General features: G+C 67.9%; 17 protein-coding genes, 2 tRNA genes and 1 pseudogene. 17 read left to right on the forward strand and 3 right to left on the reverse strand.

Annotated features, from left to right (window positions below; genetic code table 11):
* The first annotated feature begins 4 nt into the window (after positions 1–4).
* A complete protein-coding gene (locus tag ACWDZ6_RS00870; protein ID WP_451501140.1) occupies positions 5–151 on the forward strand; it encodes a hypothetical protein in 147 nt (48 codons plus the stop codon).
* Entirely contained in the window at positions 148–276 is a 129-nt protein-coding gene (locus ACWDZ6_RS00875) for a hypothetical protein (RefSeq protein WP_451501141.1), read from the forward strand. Before ACWDZ6_RS00870 ends, ACWDZ6_RS00875 begins: the two co-directional genes overlap by 4 nt.
* Here the strand turns inward: ACWDZ6_RS00875 and ACWDZ6_RS00880 are convergent.
* Positions 249–929 carry a CocE/NonD family hydrolase gene (locus ACWDZ6_RS00880; protein ID WP_451501142.1) on the reverse strand — a complete coding sequence of 227 codons (681 nt, stop codon included), beginning with the start codon at positions 927–929 and terminating at the stop codon, positions 249–251. The genes ACWDZ6_RS00875 and ACWDZ6_RS00880 overlap by 28 nt on opposite strands.
* A 140-nt stretch (positions 930–1069) precedes the next feature.
* Here ACWDZ6_RS00880 and ACWDZ6_RS00885 point away from each other — a divergent pair.
* Positions 1070–1249: pseudogene (locus tag ACWDZ6_RS00885) on the forward strand (replication initiator); the annotation flags it as partial.
* Positions 1250–1639: 390 nt separating this feature from the next.
* Here the strand turns inward: ACWDZ6_RS00885 and ACWDZ6_RS00890 are convergent.
* Positions 1640–1710 (reverse strand) — tRNA-Gly (locus ACWDZ6_RS00890).
* A gap of 153 nt (positions 1711–1863) precedes the next feature.
* On the opposite strand from ACWDZ6_RS00890, the gene ACWDZ6_RS00895 reads away from it, so the two are divergent.
* The 5 genes from ACWDZ6_RS00895 to clpX all read left to right on the forward strand — a co-directional run bounded on the left by ACWDZ6_RS00895 (position 1864) and on the right by clpX (position 6567).
* Positions 1864–1940: transfer RNA gene (locus ACWDZ6_RS00895), tRNA-Pro, on the forward strand.
* Between the two features lie 207 nt (positions 1941–2147).
* Complete coding sequence (gene tig, locus ACWDZ6_RS00900; RefSeq protein ID WP_451501143.1) at positions 2148–3551, forward strand: trigger factor; 1404 nt, start codon at positions 2148–2150, stop codon at positions 3549–3551.
* A gap of 240 nt (positions 3552–3791) precedes the next feature.
* Positions 3792–4397, forward strand: a complete 606-nt coding sequence (locus tag ACWDZ6_RS00905; RefSeq protein WP_351445495.1) for an ATP-dependent Clp protease proteolytic subunit — start codon at positions 3792–3794, stop codon at positions 4395–4397.
* Positions 4398–4454: 57 nt separating this feature from the next.
* On the forward strand, positions 4455–5138 hold the full coding sequence (locus ACWDZ6_RS00910) for an ATP-dependent Clp protease proteolytic subunit (RefSeq protein WP_326649911.1): 684 nt from the start codon (positions 4455–4457) through the stop codon (positions 5136–5138).
* A 145-nt stretch (positions 5139–5283) separates the two neighbouring features.
* Positions 5284–6567 (forward strand): ATP-dependent Clp protease ATP-binding subunit ClpX, encoded by a 1284-nt coding sequence (clpX, locus tag ACWDZ6_RS00915; protein ID WP_451501144.1) that lies wholly within the window; start codon positions 5284–5286, stop codon positions 6565–6567.
* Positions 6568–6642: 75 nt separating this feature from the next.
* On the opposite strand, the gene ACWDZ6_RS00920 is transcribed toward clpX, so the two are convergent.
* Entirely contained in the window at positions 6643–7653 is a 1011-nt protein-coding gene (locus ACWDZ6_RS00920; protein ID WP_451501145.1) for a hypothetical protein, read from the reverse strand.
* A 136-nt stretch (positions 7654–7789) separates the two neighbouring features.
* Between ACWDZ6_RS00920 and ACWDZ6_RS00925 the strand changes: the two genes are divergently transcribed.
* From ACWDZ6_RS00925 to rodA, 9 genes are all read left to right on the forward strand, one after another.
* The gene (locus ACWDZ6_RS00925; protein ID WP_451501146.1) at positions 7790–10411 is read left to right on the forward strand and encodes a valine--tRNA ligase; all 2622 of its coding nucleotides are present in this window, start codon (positions 7790–7792) and stop codon (positions 10409–10411) included.
* Between the two features lie 146 nt (positions 10412–10557).
* Positions 10558–12048 (forward strand): bifunctional tetrahydrofolate synthase/dihydrofolate synthase, encoded by a 1491-nt coding sequence (gene folC, locus ACWDZ6_RS00930; protein ID WP_451501147.1) that lies wholly within the window; start codon positions 10558–10560, stop codon positions 12046–12048.
* 6 nt (positions 12049–12054) lie between these two features.
* Positions 12055–12378: a DUF4233 domain-containing protein gene (locus ACWDZ6_RS00935; protein WP_326649906.1), complete on the forward strand. Its 324-nt coding sequence runs from the start codon at positions 12055–12057 to the stop codon at positions 12376–12378.
* Positions 12379–12553: 175 nt separating this feature from the next.
* Positions 12554–12979, forward strand: a complete 426-nt coding sequence (ndk, locus tag ACWDZ6_RS00940) for a nucleoside-diphosphate kinase (RefSeq protein ID WP_326649905.1) — start codon at positions 12554–12556, stop codon at positions 12977–12979.
* A gap of 322 nt (positions 12980–13301) precedes the next feature.
* A complete protein-coding gene (locus tag ACWDZ6_RS00945) occupies positions 13302–14321 on the forward strand; it encodes a rod shape-determining protein (RefSeq protein WP_326655195.1) in 1020 nt (339 codons plus the stop codon).
* 116 nt (positions 14322–14437) lie between these two features.
* Positions 14438–15454: a rod shape-determining protein MreC gene (gene mreC, locus ACWDZ6_RS00950; protein WP_366732921.1), complete on the forward strand. Its 1017-nt coding sequence runs from the start codon at positions 14438–14440 to the stop codon at positions 15452–15454.
* A gap of 16 nt (positions 15455–15470) precedes the next feature.
* Positions 15471–16142, forward strand: a complete 672-nt coding sequence (gene mreD, locus ACWDZ6_RS00955; protein ID WP_366732922.1) for a rod shape-determining protein MreD — start codon at positions 15471–15473, stop codon at positions 16140–16142.
* Positions 16143–16155: 13 nt separating this feature from the next.
* The gene (gene mrdA, locus ACWDZ6_RS00960) at positions 16156–18324 is read left to right on the forward strand and encodes a penicillin-binding protein 2 (RefSeq protein WP_366732923.1); all 2169 of its coding nucleotides are present in this window, start codon (positions 16156–16158) and stop codon (positions 18322–18324) included.
* A gap of 3 nt (positions 18325–18327) precedes the next feature.
* The gene (gene rodA, locus ACWDZ6_RS00965) at positions 18328–19530 is read left to right on the forward strand and encodes a rod shape-determining protein RodA (protein WP_351445385.1); all 1203 of its coding nucleotides are present in this window, start codon (positions 18328–18330) and stop codon (positions 19528–19530) included.
* Positions 19531–19657 lie beyond the last annotated feature (127 nt).

Consider the following 19657-nt stretch of genomic DNA (forward strand, 5'->3'; position numbering starts at 1 on the left):
GCCCATGCCTGCAATGCCGGTGTGGTCGCGGAAGGTGCGCCGCGGGAACTGCGCGCCCTCGGCGACCTGGCCCCGTACCCGCACCTTCCATGGTGTGGACGCGCTCACTCCGACCGAACGCAGGGTCGCCGATCTCGCTGCGGCGGAATGACCGACCGGGAAATCGCCCGGCATCTCTTCGTCGGCCTGCGGCGGACCATGGAGATCCATCTCACCCGTGTCTACGGCAGACCGGGCATCAAGGGCCGTCAGGGACTGGCGGAGGCACCGCGCTGAACGACCTCGGCCTTCGAGCGATGTGATCGCCGGAGAGTGGTGAGCCAGTGGACGATCGCCCACGTCGCCGCGAGGACGACGGTCGCGGCGACAAATGCCGGACCACCGCCGACGGTGCAGAGGGCCCAGATGATGACTCCGGTCACGGCCGTCAGAACTCCGGCGGAGACCAGGAGAAGGCCGCGAACCAGCTTTCCTGCCAACGAGTTGGGCGTGCCGCTGGTGTTCACTCGCGGGTGCCGAGTCGGGTGCGGCGGAGAACGGCCGGGTCCCAGGAGCCGGATTCCCGGGCGGGCGCTCTCCCCGGTCATCGACACCTTCCCGGTGGACCAGGGCCGGGAGGCGATCCACTCGGTGGTGTCGTGGAAGTCGCGCTGCTCGGCGGGCCCGAACGGCTCGAACTCCCCCTCGGACCGGCCGGTGCCGCGCTGGTCGCCGATCACGACCGCGTAGCCGTGGCCGGTCCAGTGGTCGATCGGGCCGGGCTCGATGTACCGGAGCATCGGCACCGCGGGCAGGTACAGCAGGTCCTTCTGGTAGGGCACTACCGCGTACAACGCCGGGAACGGGCCGTCCCCGTCGGGCAGGTACACATCGACGCAGATCCGGATGCCGTCGGACGCCGTGATCCACTCATCCTTGAACGCGCGCATGATCAACTCCTAATTTCCGCACGTGCGGGAACTAATTTCAGCGTATGCTGAAACTGTCGCGGGCGGGAAGTCCCTTCGCTGACCTGTTACGGACGGTGATGCGGTGTGACTGGGCGAGGTCCGCGGAGCTTGCCGACGGGCGTCCCGAGCTGCCGGACCACACCCGGCGTCTGATCGAGCCCTGTTGGGACCTGGACGCGGCCTACCCGGAACGGCCGCCGGCGCACTGGTCCCACATGCCCGGCTTCCGGGGCCACTTCTCGACCAGGACGCCTCGCTACTCGACCACTCTCAGAGCTCTGCGCGGCGCAGGGGCCGAGATCCCGTCATGTTGCCGCCGCGATCCCGATCTCGACGCGGGCGCCCCGCGCGTGCGCTGGAACGTGGCCGAACTCCACAGCGGCAGGCGGCCGGTGAAGGAATCCAAGAGCGCGGCGGGCAGGCGCACCGTGGAGATGTCTTCCGTGATCGTGACCGATCCGGCTACGCACCCTGCCGTATTCGCCGAGCCGGGCCCGGATCCACCAGCACGCAACCGCCGAACGGGAGCGGCTGATCGGCCGGGTCGTGAGCGCTGTTGTCGAGCAGGCAAGGAAGCACGATCCCGAGCCGGACGGGCGCGCAGCGGGCACACCGGCCGAATCGAAGTCCGGAAACGCATCAGGGCCAGGCTGGAGGATGAACCTCCGACCTGGCCCTGAACGTTCAAGAGCGGGCGACGGGAATCGAACCCGCGTAGCTAGTTTGGAAGACTAGGGCTCTACCATTGAGCTACGCCCGCAAGCATCGCACCGCAGGTCACGAGGGCCGCGGTACGAAGAGCATCGTAGCGGGTCCGGGGCCGATGCCGCACATCCCATTGCGTGCCGCAATCCCTGCCGGGAAATGCGGCAGCCGCACTGCCTGCGGGCATGTACCCTACGTGTCGCACCGACGGGGTGTGGCGCAGCTTGGTAGCGCGTCCGCTTTGGGAGCGGAAGGTCGTCGGTTCGAATCCGGCCACCCCGACCATCAACACGATGACCCTTCAAGATCACTCTTCAAGATCGCATTGTGGGGCTCATCCTGCTTGCGGCTACTATGCAAGCTGCGTGCCCGTGTATCTGACGAGTCCGGCGAAGAGCCGGCGAGTCTGACGAGAAGCCGGGCCGATCCGCTGAGCCGCCTCAAGTGCGGCGGACGCAGCAGAACCCCAGAATCCACCAAGGAGACCGAACCGTGAAGAGCGCCGTGGAGACCCTGAACCCGACTCGGGTTCGGCTCACTGTCGAGGTGCCCTTCGAGGAGCTCAAGGACAGCCTCGACGCGGCGTACAAGAAGATCAACCAGCAGGTCACGGTCAAGGGCTTCCGTAAGGGCAAGATCCCGGCCCGAGTGATCGACCAGCGGTTCGGCCGTGGTGCGGTGCTGGAGGAGGCTGTCAACGACGCCCTCCCGAAGTTCTACACCGAGGCGGTCAACGAGGCCTCGCTGAACCCGCTCGGCCAGCCCGAGGTCGACATCACGGAGCTGAAGGACGGCGAGACGCTGGCCTTCACCGCCGAGGTCGACATCCGCCCGGTCATCGAGATCCCGGACTACTCCGGCATCGAGGTCACCGTCGACGCGGTCGAGGTCAGCGACGAGGACGTCGACAAGGCCGTCGAGGAGCTGCGCGACCGTTTCGCCTCCACCAACCCGGTCGAGCGCGCCGCCGCCGAGGGTGACGTCGTGACGATCGACCTCGAGGCCAAGGTCGACGGCGAGGTCCTCGAGGACGGCGTCGCCAGCGGAGTCCAGTACACGATCGGCTCCGGCGAACTGCTCGACGGCATCGACGAGGCCGTCACCGGCCTCGAGGCCGACGGCGAAGCCACCTTCACCTCCGAGCTCAAGGGCGGCAGCGCCGAGGGCAAGGAGGCCGAGGTCACCGTCAAGGTCACCGCCGTCACCGCCCGCGAGCTCCCCGAGCTCGACGACGACTTCGCGCAGCTGGCCAGCGAGTTCGACACCCTCGAGGAGCTGCGTGCGGACAGCCGCAAGCGCCTCGAGAACATGAAGCAGTACGACCAGGCCACCCAGGCCCAGGAGCGCGTCCTGGACGAGCTGCTGAAGCTGGCCGAGGTGCCGATCCCCGAGAAGCTTCTCGAGGACGAGGTCAAGACCCGCAAGCACAACCTCGAGCACCACCAGCTCGGTCAGATGGGAATCGACCTCGCCAAGTACCTGGAGATCCAGGGCAAGACCGAGGAAGAGTTCGATGCAGAGACCAGTGAGCAGGCGGTCAAGGGCATCAAGACCCAGTTCATCCTCGACGAGCTGGTCAACAAGGAGAAGCTGAACGTCAACCAGGAGGAGCTCACCGAGCACCTCATGCGGCGTGCTGCCTCCTCCGGCATGAGCCCCGACCAGTTCGCCCAGGCCGTCGTCGAAGGCGGCCAGGTGCCGATGCTCGTCGGCGAGGTCGCCCGCGGCAAGGCGCTCGCCGTGGTCGTCGAGGCCGCCAAGGTCGTCGACACCAACGGTGAGGTCGTCGACCTCGAGGACGACGAGGACGAGACCGAGACCGCCGCCGAGACCGTCGAGGCCGTCGTCGACGGTGACGACGAAGGCGACGCGGCCCCGGAGAAGACCGAGGCCTGAGCCTCGCTCAGAGCCCTACGCCGGGCCCCGGACGCAGCATGCGCCCGGGGCCCGCTGTCGTACACACGGACCCCAAGTACCTTGCGCTCCGAGCGAACAGTTCGGGAAGCGGGATGGCGCCCGCCTACCAGCGCGTTAGGGTCCATGAATACGAGGGCAGGGGAGTCCCCGCCCCCAGTACGAAGACGCTGAGACGGCCGGAGCCGTCAGAGACGAGCAGGTGGATACGTGACGAATCTGATGCCTAACGCCGCGGGTGAGCCGTCCATCGGTGGTGGCCTCGGCGACCATGTCTACAACCGGCTGCTCGGTGAGCGCATCATCTTCCTCGGCCAGCAGGTCGACGACGACATCGCCAACAAGATCACGGCGCAGATGCTGCTCCTTGCCGCCGAACCGGACAAGGACATCTACCTCTACATCAACAGCCCCGGCGGCTCGGTGACGGCAGGCATGGCGATCTACGACACCATGCAGTACATCCCGAACGACGTCGTCACGATCGGTATGGGCATGGCGGCCTCGATGGGCCAGTTCCTGCTGACCGGCGGCACCGCGGGCAAGCGCTTCGCGCTCCCCAACACCGACATCCTCATGCACCAGGGATCGGCCGGCCTCGGCGGCACCGCCTCCGACATCAAGATCCAGGCCGAGTACCTGCTCCGCACGAAGAAGCGCATGGCGGAGATCACCGCACTCCACTCCGGTCAGTCCGTCGAGACGATCATCCGCGACGGTGACCGCGACCGCTGGTACACCGCTGAAGAGGCCAAGGAGTACGGCCTCATCGACGAGATCATGGCCTCCGCATCGGGCGTTCCGGGTGGCGGCGGCACCGGCGCCTGAGCCCTCGCGCCAGGCAGCCGGCCCCCCAGTCTCCCGAGCCCCCAGAACGCCACCAGGATGGTGAACACCGACATGACCAACTTCTCCGCCGCCTCCGCCAGCGGCCTCTACACCGGCCCGCAGGTGGACAACCGCTACGTCGTCCCGCGCTTCGTGGAGCGCACCTCGCAGGGCGTGCGTGAGTACGACCCGTATGCCAAGCTCTTCGAGGAGCGCGTGATCTTCCTCGGCGTGCAGATCGACGACGCCTCCGCCAACGACGTCATGGCGCAGCTGCTGTGCCTGGAGTCGATGGACCCGGACCGCGACATCTCGATCTACATCAACAGCCCCGGTGGCTCCTTCACCGCGCTGACCGCCATCTACGACACGATGCAGTTCGTCAAGCCGGACATCCAGACGGTCTGCATGGGCCAGGCGGCATCCGCCGCGGCCGTGCTGCTCGCCGCCGGTACCCCCGGCAAGCGGATGGCCCTGCCGAACGCGCGCGTGCTGATCCACCAGCCGTCCTCGCAGACCGGCCGCGAGCAGCTCTCCGACCTGGAGATCGCGGCCAACGAGATCCTGCGGATGCGGACGCAGCTCGAGGAGATGCTGGCCAAGCACTCGACGACGCCGATCGAGAAGATCCGCGACGACATCGAGCGCGACAAGATCCTGACCGCCGAGGACGCGCTTGCGTACGGTCTCGTCGACCAGATCGTCTCGACCCGTAAGAGCACGGCCGCAGCGGCCGCCTGACCGCTCCGGCGCCCTTGGCGCGGTGCACGAGAATGTGAACCGCGCCAAGGGGGGCCCGAACGGGGGGCCAGGCAAGGTACCGTCGGATATGAGGCACCAGGAGCCGGCTGAACCAAGCTGCTCCCAGGCGAAGGGGAAGCACCTCGTGGCACGCATCGGTGATGGCGGCGACCTGCTCAAGTGCTCGTTCTGCGGAAAGAGCCAGAAGCAGGTGAAGAAGCTCATCGCAGGCCCCGGTGTGTACATCTGCGACGAGTGCATCGATCTCTGCAACGAGATCATCGAGGAGGAACTCGCAGAGACCTCCGAGGTGCGGTGGGAGGAACTTCCCAAGCCGCGCGAGATCTACGAGTTCCTCGAGGGGTACGTCGTCGGGCAGGAGCCCGCGAAGAAGGCCCTCTCGGTAGCGGTCTACAACCACTACAAGCGCGTTCAGGCCGGCGAGAACGGCGGTGGCGCGAGCCGCGACGACGCGATCGAACTGGCCAAGTCCAACATCCTCCTGCTGGGCCCCACGGGCTCCGGCAAGACGCTGCTGGCCCAGACGCTCGCCCGCATGCTGAACGTCCCGTTCGCCATCGCCGACGCGACGGCGCTGACGGAAGCCGGCTATGTCGGCGAGGACGTCGAGAACATCCTGCTGAAGCTGATCCAGGCGGCCGACTACGACGTCAAGAAGGCCGAGACCGGGATCATCTACATCGATGAGATCGACAAGGTCGCCCGCAAGAGCGAAAACCCTTCCATCACCCGGGATGTGTCGGGCGAAGGCGTCCAGCAGGCACTGCTGAAGATCCTGGAAGGCACGACTGCCTCCGTCCCGCCGCAGGGCGGCCGGAAGCATCCGCACCAGGAGTTCATCCAGATCGACACGACGAACGTGCTCTTCATCGTGGGCGGCGCCTTCGCCGGCCTGGAGAAGATCATCGAGTCGCGTGCGGGCGCGAAGGGCATCGGCTTCGGCGCGACGATCCGCTCGAAGCGCGAGATCGAGGCGAGCGACCAGTTCCAGGAGGTCATGCCGGAGGACCTGGTGAAGTTCGGGATGATCCCGGAGTTCATCGGCCGCCTTCCGGTACTGACCTCGGTGCACAACCTGGACCGCGAGGCGCTGCTCCAGATCCTGGTGGAGCCGCGGAACGCGCTGGTGAAGCAGTACCAGCGGCTCTTCGAACTGGACGGCGTGGAGCTGGACTTCGAGCGCGGGGCACTCGAGGCCATCGCGGACCAGGCGATCCTGCGCCAGACGGGCGCGCGTGGTCTGCGGGCCATCATGGAAGAGGTCCTGATGTCGGTGATGTACGAGGTGCCGTCCCGCAAGGACGTGGCCCGGGTCGTCATCACGTCGGACGTGGTGCACAACAACGTGAACCCGACGCTGGTGCCGCGGATCGTGAAGAACGACGGCCGCCACGAGAAGTCCGCGTAGCGGTCGGGTACTTACGCCGAAGGGGCGCCCGGCCGGCTGAACCGGCCGGGCGCCCCTTCGTGTTGAGCCGAAAGATCAGACCTTGGTGCGCGAGGTCTTGTACAGCTTGGCCGCGAGTTCGGCGACCTGGTCCTGCGGGACGGGCTTGCCACCGGTGCCCAGCATCTGCGCCGCGTCGAGGGCGTTCACAGCGGCGACGGTGCTGTAGTCGGCCCAGACGCAGATCGGGATCTCGAACTCCTTCGGGCCCTTGGCCGACGAGGAGGCCGCGTCACCCACCGCCTTGAGCTTGGCGTTCTGGCACTTCATCAGAGCGCCCTCGAAACCGGAAGGCGTGACCGAGGTGGGGCTGCCGACGAGTTCGACCGAGACGTCCCCGTCCTTCTCGTCGCCCTCCTTGATGCTCGCGAAGTAGCCGTCGACCGCCTTCTCCGGGTCGGCGATCTCGCCCCACAGCCCGGTGAGGTTGACGATTTTCCCCTCCAGCGGAGAGCTGGCGCCGGCCGACTTGTACTGCGCGCCGGCCTGCGCCGGGTTCTTGACCCCGAGCGCTTCCGCCTTCTTCTTCTCCTTGTCGGAGAGAGAGCTGGGGGTGTCCTTGTCCTTCTTGTAGTCGTCGACCGACGCCGCCGGGGTGAGCTTGTACCCCTTGGTGCTGTCGGCGACATCGCTGTTGCCGCCGGCACCGCCGAGCAGCAGATACGCGCCGCCGCCGATCACCGCGATCGCCACCACCGACGCCACCACGATCAGGCCCGTCTTCTTCTTCGGCGCGGCCGGCGGAGGCGGCACCTGGCCGCCGCCGTACGGCTGCTGGCCGTACGGGCCCGGCTGCTGGGGCTGGCCCCACTGGCCCTGCTGGCCCTGCTGCGGCGGAACGCCCTGCGGAGCCTGCTGCGGGTAGCCGTAACCGGGCTGCGGGGCCTGCTGCGGGTAGCCGTAGCCGGGCTGCGGGGCCTGCGGCGGCTGCTGACCGTAGCCGGGCTGCGGGGCCTGCGGCGGCTGCTGGCCGTAGGGACCCGGCTGACCGTACGGTCCGGGCTGCTGAGGCTGGCCGCCGTACGGGCCCGGCTGGTTGTAGCTCATTACTGGGTTCCCCTCCACATACTTATGTCGTTCGAACATCCTCGCCCAACCACCAACGCCGTGGGGCGGCAGGGGTCACACCGTTACCGAACATTCCAGTTTCAGTACGGCCCTGTGACACCTCTAAACTGAACCCGTGACCGAGAACGCTCAGCAGCAGCCAGCCAGTAACCCCGAACTGCCGACCCAGTACGCGCCGGCCGAGGTGGAGGGGAAGCTGTACGAGCGCTGGGTAGAGCGCGGTTACTTCGCGGCGGACCCCAAGAGTGAGAAGCCGCCGTACACCATCGTCATTCCGCCGCCGAACGTCACGGGCTCCCTGCACCTGGGCCACGCCTTCGAGCACACGCTGATCGACGCCCTCACCCGCCGCAAGCGGATGCAGGGGTACGAGACGCTGTGGCAGCCCGGCATGGACCACGCCGGTATCGCCACCCAGAACGTCGTCGAGCGCGAGTTGGCGAAGGAAGGCAAGTCCCGCCACGACCTGGGCCGAGAGGCGTTCGTCGAGCGCGTCTGGCAGTGGAAGGCGGAATCCGGCGGGCAGATCTCCGGCCAGATGCGCCGCCTCGGCGACGGCGTGGACTGGAGCCGCGAGCGCTTCACCATGGACGAGGGCCTCTCCCAGGCTGTCCAGACGATCTTCAAGAAGCTCTACGACGACGAGCTGATCTACCGCGCCGAGCGGATCATCAACTGGTGCCCGCGCTGTCTGACGGCCATTTCGGACATCGAGGTGGAGTACCAGGACGACGAGGGCGAGCTGGTCTCGATCCGCTACGGGGAGGGCGACGCATCCATCGTCGTCGCCACGACCCGCGCCGAGACGATGCTCGGTGACACCGCGGTCGCGGTCCACCCCGAGGACGAGCGCTACGCCCACCTCGTCGGCACGGAGATCGAGCTGCCGCTCACCGGCCGCCGGATCCCCGTCGTGGCCGACACGCACGTCGACCCCGAATTCGGCACGGGCGCCGTCAAGGTGACGCCCGCCCACGACCCGAACGACTTCGAGATCGGCCAGCGGCACAGCCTGCCGAACCTCGCGATCATGGACGAGCACGCGGTCATCACCGTGCACGGCCCGTTCCAGGGGCTGGACCGGCTCGAGGCCCGTTCCGCGATCGTCGGTGCGCTGCGCGCAGAGGGCCGGATCGTGGCCGAGAAGCGCCCGTACACCCACTCCGTCGGCCACTGCTCGCGCTGCAAGACGACGATCGAGCCGCGGCTGTCCATGCAGTGGTGGGTCAAGGTCGGCCCGCTCGCCAAGGCCGCGGGCGACGCGGTCCGCGACGGCCGGGTCACCATCCACCCGAAGGAGATGGAGTCCCGGTACTTCGGCTGGGTCGACAACCTGCACGACTGGTGCATCTCGCGCCAGCTGTGGTGGGGCCACCGCATCCCCGTCTGGTACGGGCCGAACGGTGAGGTCGTCTGCGTCGGACCGGACGAGCAGCCGCCGACGGGCGAGGGCTGGACCCAGGACACCGACGTCCTGGACACCTGGTTCTCCTCCGGCCTGTGGCCCTTCTCCACCCTCGGCTGGCCCGAACAGACCGAGAGCCTCGAGAAGTTCTATCCGAACTCCGTCATGGTCACCGGGTACGACATCCTCTTCTTCTGGGTCGCCCGGATGATGATGTTCGGCCTGTACGCGATGGACGGCACCCCGCCGTTCCACACCATCGCCCTGCACGGCATGGTCCGCGACCAGTTCGGCAAGAAGATGTCGAAGTCCTTCGGCAACGCGGTCAACCCGCTGGACTGGATGGACACTTACGGCTCCGACGCCGTGCGGTTCACGCTGGCCCGCGGTGCCAACCCGGGGGTGGACGTCCCGATCGGCGAGGACTGGGTCCAGGCCTCCCGCAACTTCGCCAACAAGATCTGGAACGCGACCCGTTTCGCCCTGATGAACGGTGCGACGGTGGAAGGCGAACTGCCGCCCACCGAGCAGCTGTCGGCCGCCGACCGGTGGATCCTCTCCCGGCTCAACGCGACCGTGGCCGAGGTCGACGCGTACTACGAGGACTACCAGTTCTCCAAACTGTCCGACGCCCTCTACCACTTCGCGTGGGACGAGGTCTTCGACTGGTACGTCGAGCTGTCCAAGACCACGTACTTCGCGGGCGGCGAGCAGGCCCGTGTCTCCGGCCGCGTGCTCGGCGAGGTCCTCGATGTCACGCTGCGGCTGCTGCACCCGGTCGTCCCCTTCGTCACCGAGACGCTGTGGACCACGCTCACCGGCAAGGAGTCCGTCGTCATCGCCGACTGGCCCGGCGACAGCGGCTTCCGCGACGAGGCGGCCGAGCGGGAGATCGAGCTGGTCCAGCGGGTCGTCACCGAGGTCCGCCGGTTCCGTTCCGACCAGGGCCTGCAGCCCGGTCAGAAGGTCCCGGCGCGGCTCACCCTCGACGGCACGGCGCTGGCGCCGCACGAGGCCGCGATCCGGCAGCTGCTGCGGCTGCAGCCGGAGGGCGAGGGTTTCAGCGCCACGGCGACCCTTCCGGTCGCGGGGGCCACGGTCGCGCTGGACCTGTCCGGCACGATCGACGTGGGCGCGGAGCGCAAGCGGCTGGCGAAGGACCTGGCCGCGGCCGAGAAGGAGAAGGCACAGGCACAGGCGAAGCTCGGCAACGAGGCGTTCCTCGCCAAGGCACCGGACAACGTGGTCGACAAGATCCGTACGCGCCTGGCCAAGGCCGAGGAGGACATCGCCCGGATCACCGCGCAGCTGAACAGCCTGCCGCAGGCGTAGCGGCACGCGGGATACGTACGAGAGGCCCCGGGATTTCCCCGGGGCCTCTCGCGTTGCCCAGGTCCCCGGGCGTAACAGCGGCGTGACCGGCGGTGTGGGGAACAGGGCGGGAACGTCCTGTCACTCCTCCTCCGTAGACTGGTCCTGTGAGTGAGCAGCCGGACCCATTCGAAGAGATCGTCGACGCCGAGACCAACCGTGACCCCGACCTGGCGGTGATCGAGGCCGGCAGCCGTACCCTGCGCGCGCAGGCCGGCTCGCCCCAGGGTGACCCCGTGCCCGCCCGGCCCGCAGACCCGGAGGTGGACAAGGCGCTGCGCGCGGTGGAGCAGGAGCTCGCCGGGCGCTGGGGCGAGACCAAGCTGGAGCCCTCGGTCACCAGGATCGCGGCGCTGATGGATGTGCTGGGAGACCCCCAGCACGCGTACCCCTCGATCCACATCACCGGTACGAACGGCAAGACCTCAACGGCCCGCATGATCGAGGCCCTGCTTGCCGCTTTCGACCTGCGCACCGGCCGCTACACCTCGCCGCACGTCCAGTCGATCACCGAGCGGATCAGCCTGGACGGCGCCCCGATCGAGGCCGAGCGCTTCATCGAGACGTACAACGACATCAAGCCGTACATCGAGATGGTCGACTCCGCGCAGGAGTACCGGCTCTCCTTCTTCGAGGTGCTGACCGGCATGGCGTACGCCGCCTTCGCCGACGCGCCCGTTGACGTCGCGGTCGTCGAGGTCGGCATGGGCGGCAGCTGGGACGCGACGAACGTCATCGACGGGTCCGTCGCCGTCGTCACCCCCATAGACCTGGACCACACCGACCGGCTCGGCAACACGCACGCCGAGATCGCCGCCGAGAAGGCCGGTGTCATCAAGCAGGGCGCGACCGTGATCCTGGCGCAGCAGCCGGTCGACGCCGCGCAGGTGATGCTGAAGAAGGCCGTCGAGGTCGACGCCACGGTTGCCCGCGAGGGCATGGAGTTCGGTGTGGTCGCCCGCGAAGTCGCGGTCGGCGGCCAGCAGGTGACGCTGCGCGGGCTCGGCGGTGAGTACGAGGAGATCTTCCTCCCGCTGTACGGGGCGCACCAGGCGCACAACGCCGCGGTGGCGCTCGCCGCGGTCGAGGCGTTCTTCGGCGTCGGTGCCGAGCAGTCCCGCACGCTGGACATGGACACCATTCGCAAGGCGTTCGCCTCGGTGGCCTCGCCCGGCCGCCTCGAGGTCGTGCGCCGCAGCCCGACGGTCGTCCTGGATGCCGCGCACAACCCGTCCGGTGCCCGGGCGAGCGCCGAGGGCATCAGCGAGTCCTTCGGCTTCTCGCGTCTGATCGGTGTGGTCGGCGCGAGCGGGGACAAGGACGTCCGGGGACTTCTCGAGGCCTTCGAGCCGATCTTCGCCGAGGTCGTCGTCACACAGAACTCGAGCCATCGGTCGATGGACGTCGACGAGTTGGCGGCGCTCGCCGTGGAGGTCTTCGGCGACGAGCGGGTGGTCGTCGAGGCTCGTCTCGACGACGCGCTGGAGGCGGCGATCACGCTTGCCGAGGAGGAGTCCGAGTTCGCGGGCGCGGGCGTCCTGGTGACCGGCTCCGTGATCACGGTCGGCGAGGCCCGGCTGCTCCTGGGAAGGGCCTGACAACCCATGCGTACGCTCTGTGCATCCACCCTGATCGGTGAATTCTTCGTGATCGGCTTCGCCGGTCTGGTCGCCATGAAGTCCGACGACCTGTCGATGGCGACGGTCTGGACGGTCTGCGGTATCGGGATGCTGCTCTCGGTGCTGCTCTGCGGGATGATCAGCCGCCCGGGCGGAGTGCAGCTCGGCTGGGCGCTGCAGATCGCGCTGATCGCGAGCGGCTTCGTGGTGCCGACGATGTTCTTCCTGGGCGCGGTCTTCGCGGCCCTGTGGTGGGCCTCGGTCCACTACGGCCGCAAGATCGACGAGGCCAAGGCCTCCTGGGCCTAGTGTCCGGTCCTGGTGGGCGTGTCGGGGCGTTGTCGGCTGCTGTCGGGTGGGGGTTGCCGGGGCCCGCGGCGCACGGTCCTGGCGTCGGCCCCCGGACCTGACGCTGCGTAATCGGTAACCCCTTTGGCCCTGTAGCCTCTGAACTCTTGAATCCGCATATGAAGGAGCCCGTACCGTGAGCCAGCGCACGCTCGTCCTGCTCAAGCCCGACGCCGTACGCCGCGGCCTGATCGGCGAGATCATCGGCCGTATCGAGGCCAAGGCCGGCTGGACCATCGGCGCGCTGGAGCTGCGCTCCCTCGACCGGGAAATCCTTGAGCAGCACTACGGCGAGCACAAGGGCAAGCCGTTCTACGAGCCGCTGGTCGAGTTCATGTCCTCCGGTCCGGTCGTCGCGCTGGTCGTCGACGGCGAGCGCGTCATCGAAGGGCTGCGCCAGCTGTCGGGCCCGACCGACCCCATCGCCGCCGCGCCCGGCTCCATTCGCGGTGACTTCGGTACGATCGTCCGGGAAAACCTGATCCACGCCTCGGACTCCGAGGAGTCCGCCATTCGGGAACTCAAGATTTTCTTCCCCGGCCTCGCGGACCACCAGAAGTAGGCCTCGCCACTCCCGGCAGCCCAGGCGCCCCGGGCCACGCAGCCATGAGGGCAGCGAGTTCCTGATTGGGCGTCAGCCATACAGCGCTCATGACCTGGGGCGACCGAAGTAATTTCGGTCGCCCCCAGGCATATGGACGAGCATTGCGGGAACGCATCGGTCCGACACCTCGTCACCTAATAGAGAGGTGGACCACCGCGCGGTGTCCGTGCAGGCGGCACTACGATGGAAACCTCCACGCCACAGCGCACCCACCTCGCCATCCTGAAAAGCCATCAACGCTCGATTTGGGAAGGCCAGACGCATCCTCATGGGGAACAACATGTCGTTCATCGGCCGTGACATGGCTGTCGACCTCGGGACCGCCAACACGCTGGTGTACGTCAGGGGCCGGGGGATCGTCCTCAACGAGCCGTCCGTCGTCGCCATCAACACCAACACGGGCGGCATCCTGGCGGTCGGCGCCGAGGCGAAGAAGATGATCGGCCGGACACCGGGCAACATCGTTGCCGTCCGGCCGCTGAAGGACGGCGTCATCGCCGACTTCGAAATCACCGAACGGATGCTCCGCTACTTCATCCTGAAGATCCACAAGCGCCGGTACCTCGCCCGTCCGCGCGTCGTCGTCTGTGTGCCCTCCGGCATCACGGGTGTTGAGCGCCGCGCGGTCATCGAGGCATCGACGCAGGCGGGCGCCCGGCAGGTGCACATCATCGAGGAGCCCATGGCCGCGGCCATCGGCTCCGGACTCCCGGTTCATGAAGCCACCGGCAACATGGTCGTCGACATCGGTGGCGGGACCACCGAGGTCGCCGTCATCTCACTCGGCGGAATCGTCACAGCACAGTCCATCCGCGTCGCCGGCGACGAGCTGGACAACGCGATCATCCAGCACATCAAGAAGGAGTACTCGCTCCTGCTCGGCGAGCGGACCGCCGAGAACATCAAGATCACCATCGGCTCGGCGTTCGACATGGGCAAGGACGAGCACACCGAGATCCGCGGTCGTGACCTCGTCTCCGGTCTGCCGAAGACCGTGGTGATCTCCGATGCCGAGGTCCGCAAGGCGATCGAGGAACCGGTCAACGCGATCGTCGACGCCGTGAAGACCACCCTCGACAAGTGCCCGCCCGAGCTCTCCGGCGATGTCATGGACCGGGGCATCGTCCTCACCGGCGGCGGCGCGCTGCTGCGCGGCCTCGACGAGCGGCTGCGCCGCGAGACCGGGATGCCGATCCATATCGCCGAGGATCCGCTGGACTCCGTGGCACTCGGAGCCGGCAAGTGTGTCGAGGAGTTCGAGGCGCTCCAGCAGGTGCTGGACGCCCAGCCCCGCCGCTAGGTCGTATCTCGCCGCGGAGACTCACGAATCCGCCGTCCGGGGGCCTGCCAACCCGTACGGCGGATCGTTGATATACAGACATCCACATTCCTACGAGGAAGGCACGGCCGCCGCACGTGAGGGACACACGAGAGAGCCGGCTGCTCCTGGTGCTGCTGATCGCCATCGCGTTCGCTTTGATCACGGTGGATATCCGCGGAGGCGAGGAGTCACCGGTCGACGGCGCCCGGCAGGCCGCCGCCACGGTCTTCGGACCCGTCGAGAAGGGCGTCGCGAGTGCGGTCGACCCGATCGGCAACGTCATCGGGGCCGTTCGCGACTCCGGCGAACGTCATGACCGCATCGGCAAGCTGGAGCAGGAGAACGCCGCGCTGAAGCAGAGGCTCGGCAGCGACGACCGCAACCGCAGCCGGGTGCGCGAACTCGACACCATGCTCAAGAAGGCAGGCGCCGGCCAGTACGGCATCAAGGGCGCGGAGGTCATCGCCATAGGAGCGGCCCAGGGCTTCTCCTGGACGGTGACCATCGATGTCGGCTCGGGCGACGGCATCAGGCGCGATATGACCGTCCTCAACGGCGACGGACTCGTCGGCCGGGTCACCACCGTCGGGCCGAACACCTCGACCGTACTGCTCGCCAACGACCCGGACTTCACGGTCGGTACCCGGATGGAGAAGACGAACGAACTCGGCTTCGCCACCGGCCAGGGCGACCGGCCGCTCTCCGTCCAGCTGCTCAACGGCAAGGCCAAGGTGAAGAACGGCGACCGGCTCGTCACCTTCGGCTCGCAGGGCGACAAGCCCTTCGTGCCCGGTGTCCCGGTCGGCGAGGTCGTCCGCGTCGACCCCTCCGGCGGCGACCTCACCAGGAACATCTACGTCCGCCCCTTCGTCGGCTTCACCCAGCTCGACATCGTCGGCGTCGTCGTCCAGGCGCCAAGATCCGATCCGCGTGACACGGTCCTGCCGCCCAAGCCCGCCGCGCCCAAGCCCACCCCGACCGTCACGGTGACCGTCACCCCGTCGCCGAACGGCGAGGGTGAAGGTCAGCAGGCCCAGGGCGACGCCGGCGCCAGAGCCGACGGCAAGGGGCAGGACCCGGCGAACGCCGACGGCCAGAACGATGTCGAGTAGTAGGAGCTGATCCGTCATGCGTTTCAACCGGATGCTGCTCTCCACGACACTCGTCGTGGTCGCCCTCGTCATCCAGGTCTCCATCCTCGCCCGCCTCCAGCTCCCCGGCGCCGTCCCCGATCTGCTGCTGCTCGTCGTTCTCGGACTCGCCTTCGTGTACGGGCACGTGGCGGGCGCGTTCATCGGCTTCGGCGCCGGACTGCTCGCCGACCTCGTCCCGCCCGCAGACCACGCCGCCGGACGCTACGCGCTCGTGCTCTGCGTGATCGGCTATCTCGCGGGCCTGGTGCGCCCCGACAACGGCCAGCTCAGGTCCGCCACCGCACCGATGATCGCGGTCGTCGCCGCCGCCATCGGTTCGACACTGCTGTACGCGGGCGTGGGCGCCCTCGTCGGCGACACCGCGGCCCGCCATGTGGGCCTCGGCAGCCTGCTGTTCACCGCCGCCGTCTACGACCTGCTGCTCGCGCCGTTCACCGTGCCGCTGATCATGGCCCTGGCCAGACGCTCGGAGAACGATCCGCTCGGTGAGAGCAAGAGCGGCGGCGGGGGCGGCGATATCGCCGCGCGCTGGACCAGCTCCGGCACCGGTCTGCGCATCGGCAAACAGCGCGGCGGACTGCGGGTGAAGGCCACCCGGGCCAAGGTGGCACGGGCCGGCCGTATCAAGGGAGTCAAGCGACTGTGATCGAGGGGGCAGCGTGAGCAACATTCCGGAGACCGGGCGGACCCCCCGGGTCCAGATCCGGCTCATCGTCATTCAGGTGCTTGTCTTCTCCCTCCTGCTCACCCTCGGCGGACGGCTCTGGTACCTCCAGATCCGCAACGGCCAGGAATACACCAATGAGGCGAAGAACAACCACGTCCAGCAGGTCGTCCAGCCCGCCGTCCGCGGCTCGATCCTCGACTCCCGCGGTATCCCGCTCGCCGACAACGAGACCCGTCTTGTCGTCTCCGCGTCGCGCACCGAGCTGATGAAGATGAAGGACGACGGCAAAGGCGTCCTCACCCGGCTCGCCGGTGTCCTCGGCATGAAGCCGAAGGACGTCATGGACAAGGTCCGGCTCTGCGACGCCAAGACCCCGCAGCCTTGCTGGAACGGCTCGCCCTACCAGCCGATCCCGGTCACCGACGAGGCCAACACCCAACAGGCCCTCCAGATCCGCGAGCGCGCCGAGGACTTCCCGGGCATCACCGCCGAGCCCACCGCCGTACGCCGGTACATCGGGCCGGGAAAGACCAACACCGCGCAGGTTCTCGGCTATCTCTCGCCCGTCACCGACGAGGAGATCACCAAGGCCAAGGACACCGACTCGCCGTTCCTCCGCTCCGACCAGGTCGGCCGCTCGGGCCTCGAGCGCACCTACGACAAGGAGCTGCGCGGCAAGGCCGGCGTCACCCGCTACGAGGTCGACAACCTCGGCCGGGTCATCGGCGAGGCGGCCAGGGACGAGGCCCAGCCCGGCGCCAACCTCGTCACCTCCATCGACGCACGCGTACAGGCGGTCGCCGAGTACGAGCTCAACAACGCGATGAAGGCCGCCCGTCTGGAGTTCGACAAGAACACCGACAAGAACTACAAGGCCGACGCCGGTGCCGTCGTGGTGATGGAGAACAAGACCGGCCGGATCGTCTCGATGGCCTCCCAGCCGACGTACGACCCCAACTCCTGGGTCGGCGGCATCTCCGGCAAGGACTACGCCAAGCTCACCGGCAAGGCCTCCAACTACCCACTGCTGAACCGCGCGATCCAGGGCCAGGCCGCCCCCGGCTCGATCTTCAAGGTGATCTCGTCGACCGCCGCGGTCAACGCCGGTTACCCCTTCGACGGCGGCTACCCCTGCCCCAGCTCGTACTCCGTGGGCGGCCAGGTCTTCAAGAACTTCGAGTCCAAGGGCTACGGCAGCATCTCCCTCGGCAGGGCCCTGGAGGTCTCCTGCGACACCGTCTTCTACGGCATCGCACACCGGGAGTGGCAGAAGGACGGCGGCACCAAGCCCAAGAAGCGCACCAACGACTGGTTCTATCGGACCGCCCACCAGTTCGGCCTCGGCAAGGAGACCGGCATCGACCTCCCCAACGAGGTCAAGGGCCGCGTCCCGGACCGCCAGTGGAAGCAGAACTTCTGGGAGGCCAACAAGGACGGCTGGTGCAAGCAGGGCAAGAAGAACGGCGACTACGTCGAGAAGATCGCGTACGAGAACTGCCTCGAAGGCAACCGGATGCGAGCGGGTGACTCCGTCAACTACTCGATCGGCCAGGGCGACACGCTGGTCACCCCGATCCAGATGGCCACGATCTACTCCGCCATCGCCAACGGCGGCACCCTGCACAACCCCACCATCGGCAAGGCCGTCATCAGCGCCGACGGCAAGAACGTGCAGGAGATCAAGCCCACGTCGCACGGCAAGCTGCCGATGAACGCCCGGACCCGGGACCAGATCGACAAGGCCCTCGCGGGAGTCACGACCCGCGGTTCCGCCGCCTGGCGGTTCGGCGGCTGGCCGCAGGACAAGATCCCGATGCACGCCAAGACGGGTACCGCCGAGGTCTACGGCAAGCAGACGACCTCATGGTTCGTCTCGTACACCAAGGACTACACGATCATCATGACGATCGCCCAGGGTGGTACGGGATCCGGCGCCTCGGGTCCCGCCGTCCGCAACATCTACGAGGCGATGTACGGACTCGACAAGGACGGCGGCCAGGACCTGAAGAAGGCACTCCTGCCCGTACCGCAGACGGCGCTCCCGAAGATGGAGCCGGACGGTTCCATCGAGGCCCCGAAGATCGAGCCGTACGAGCCGGAGAAGAAGGAGCCCCCGGCCGAGGACCAACAGCTCGCGGGCCCGCCCGCGCGGAGGGACTGAGACATGGCCGGCTCGAATGGTTTCTCCGTCTCCGGCTACGGGCCCGAGCGCGGAGGTCTGTGGTCCCAGCTCTCCGCCCGCGACTCCGTGGTGCGCAGGCTCGACTGGCCGATGCTCTTCTCGGCGCTCGCGCTCTCCTTCGTGGGCTCGCTGCTGGTGTGGTCCGCGACGCGCGGCCGCACCGAGCTCAACCAGGGCGACCCGTACTACTTCTTCCTCCGGCACGCCCTCAACACCGGTATCGGCTTCGCGCTGATGATCGGCACGATCTGGCTCGGGCACCGCACCCTGCGCGGCGCGGTCCCGGTCCTGTACGGGCTGTCCGTCCTGCTCGTCCTGCTCGTCCTGACACCGCTCGGCGCGACCATCAACGGCGCGCACGCGTGGATCGTGATCGGCGGCGGCTTCTCCCTCCAGCCCTCGGAGTTCGTGAAGATCACGATCATTCTGGGGATGGCGATGATGCTGGCCGCGCGCGTCGACGCCGGCGACCTGCTGCACCCGGACCACCGCACGGTCGCCAAGTCGCTGGGCCTGGCGGCCCTGCCGATGGCGATCGTCATGCTGATGCCGGACCTCGGCTCGGTCATGGTGATGGCGGTGATCGTGCTCGGAGTGCTGCTCGCCTCCGGCGCCTCCAACCGCTGGATCCTCGGTCTGATCGCCGCCGGAGCCATCGGCGCCGTACTGGTCACCGCGCTCGGACTGCTCGACGAGTACCAGATCAACCGCTTCGCGGCGTTCGCCAACCCGGAGCTCGACCCGGCCGGTGTCGGCTACAACACCAACCAGGCGCGGATCGCCATCGGATCCGGCGGACTGACCGGCACGGGTCTGTTCAAGGGCTCCCAGACCACCGGCCAGTTCGTCCCCGAACAGCAGACCGACTTCGTCTTCACGGTCGCGGGCGAGGAGCTCGGCTTCCTCGGTGCCGGACTGATCCTGCTGCTCCTCGGCGTCGTCCTGTGGCGTGCCTGCCGTATCGCACGCGGGACGACCGAGCTGTACGGCACGATCGTCGCCGCGGGCATCATCGCCTGGTTCGCCTTCCAGGCCTTCGAGAACATCGGGATGACGCTCGGCATCATGCCGGTGGCGGGTCTGCCGCTGCCGTTCGTGTCGTACGGAGGCACCTCGATGTTCGCGGTCTGGATCGCGATCGGACTACTCCAGTCGATCCGGGTGCAGCGGCCGATAACCGCGTAGCCCGGGCAGGCCCGACCGGCCTGCCCGGCGCTTCAGGGCACAGCACAGCAAGCCCAACCGGCGCTGGAGGACGGTGCCGTCACGAGAGTGGGTCTGCCACAAACGAGCTTCGGCGACTAAGTTCGGT

Source organism: Streptomyces sp. NPDC002926 (genome assembly GCF_053591755.1).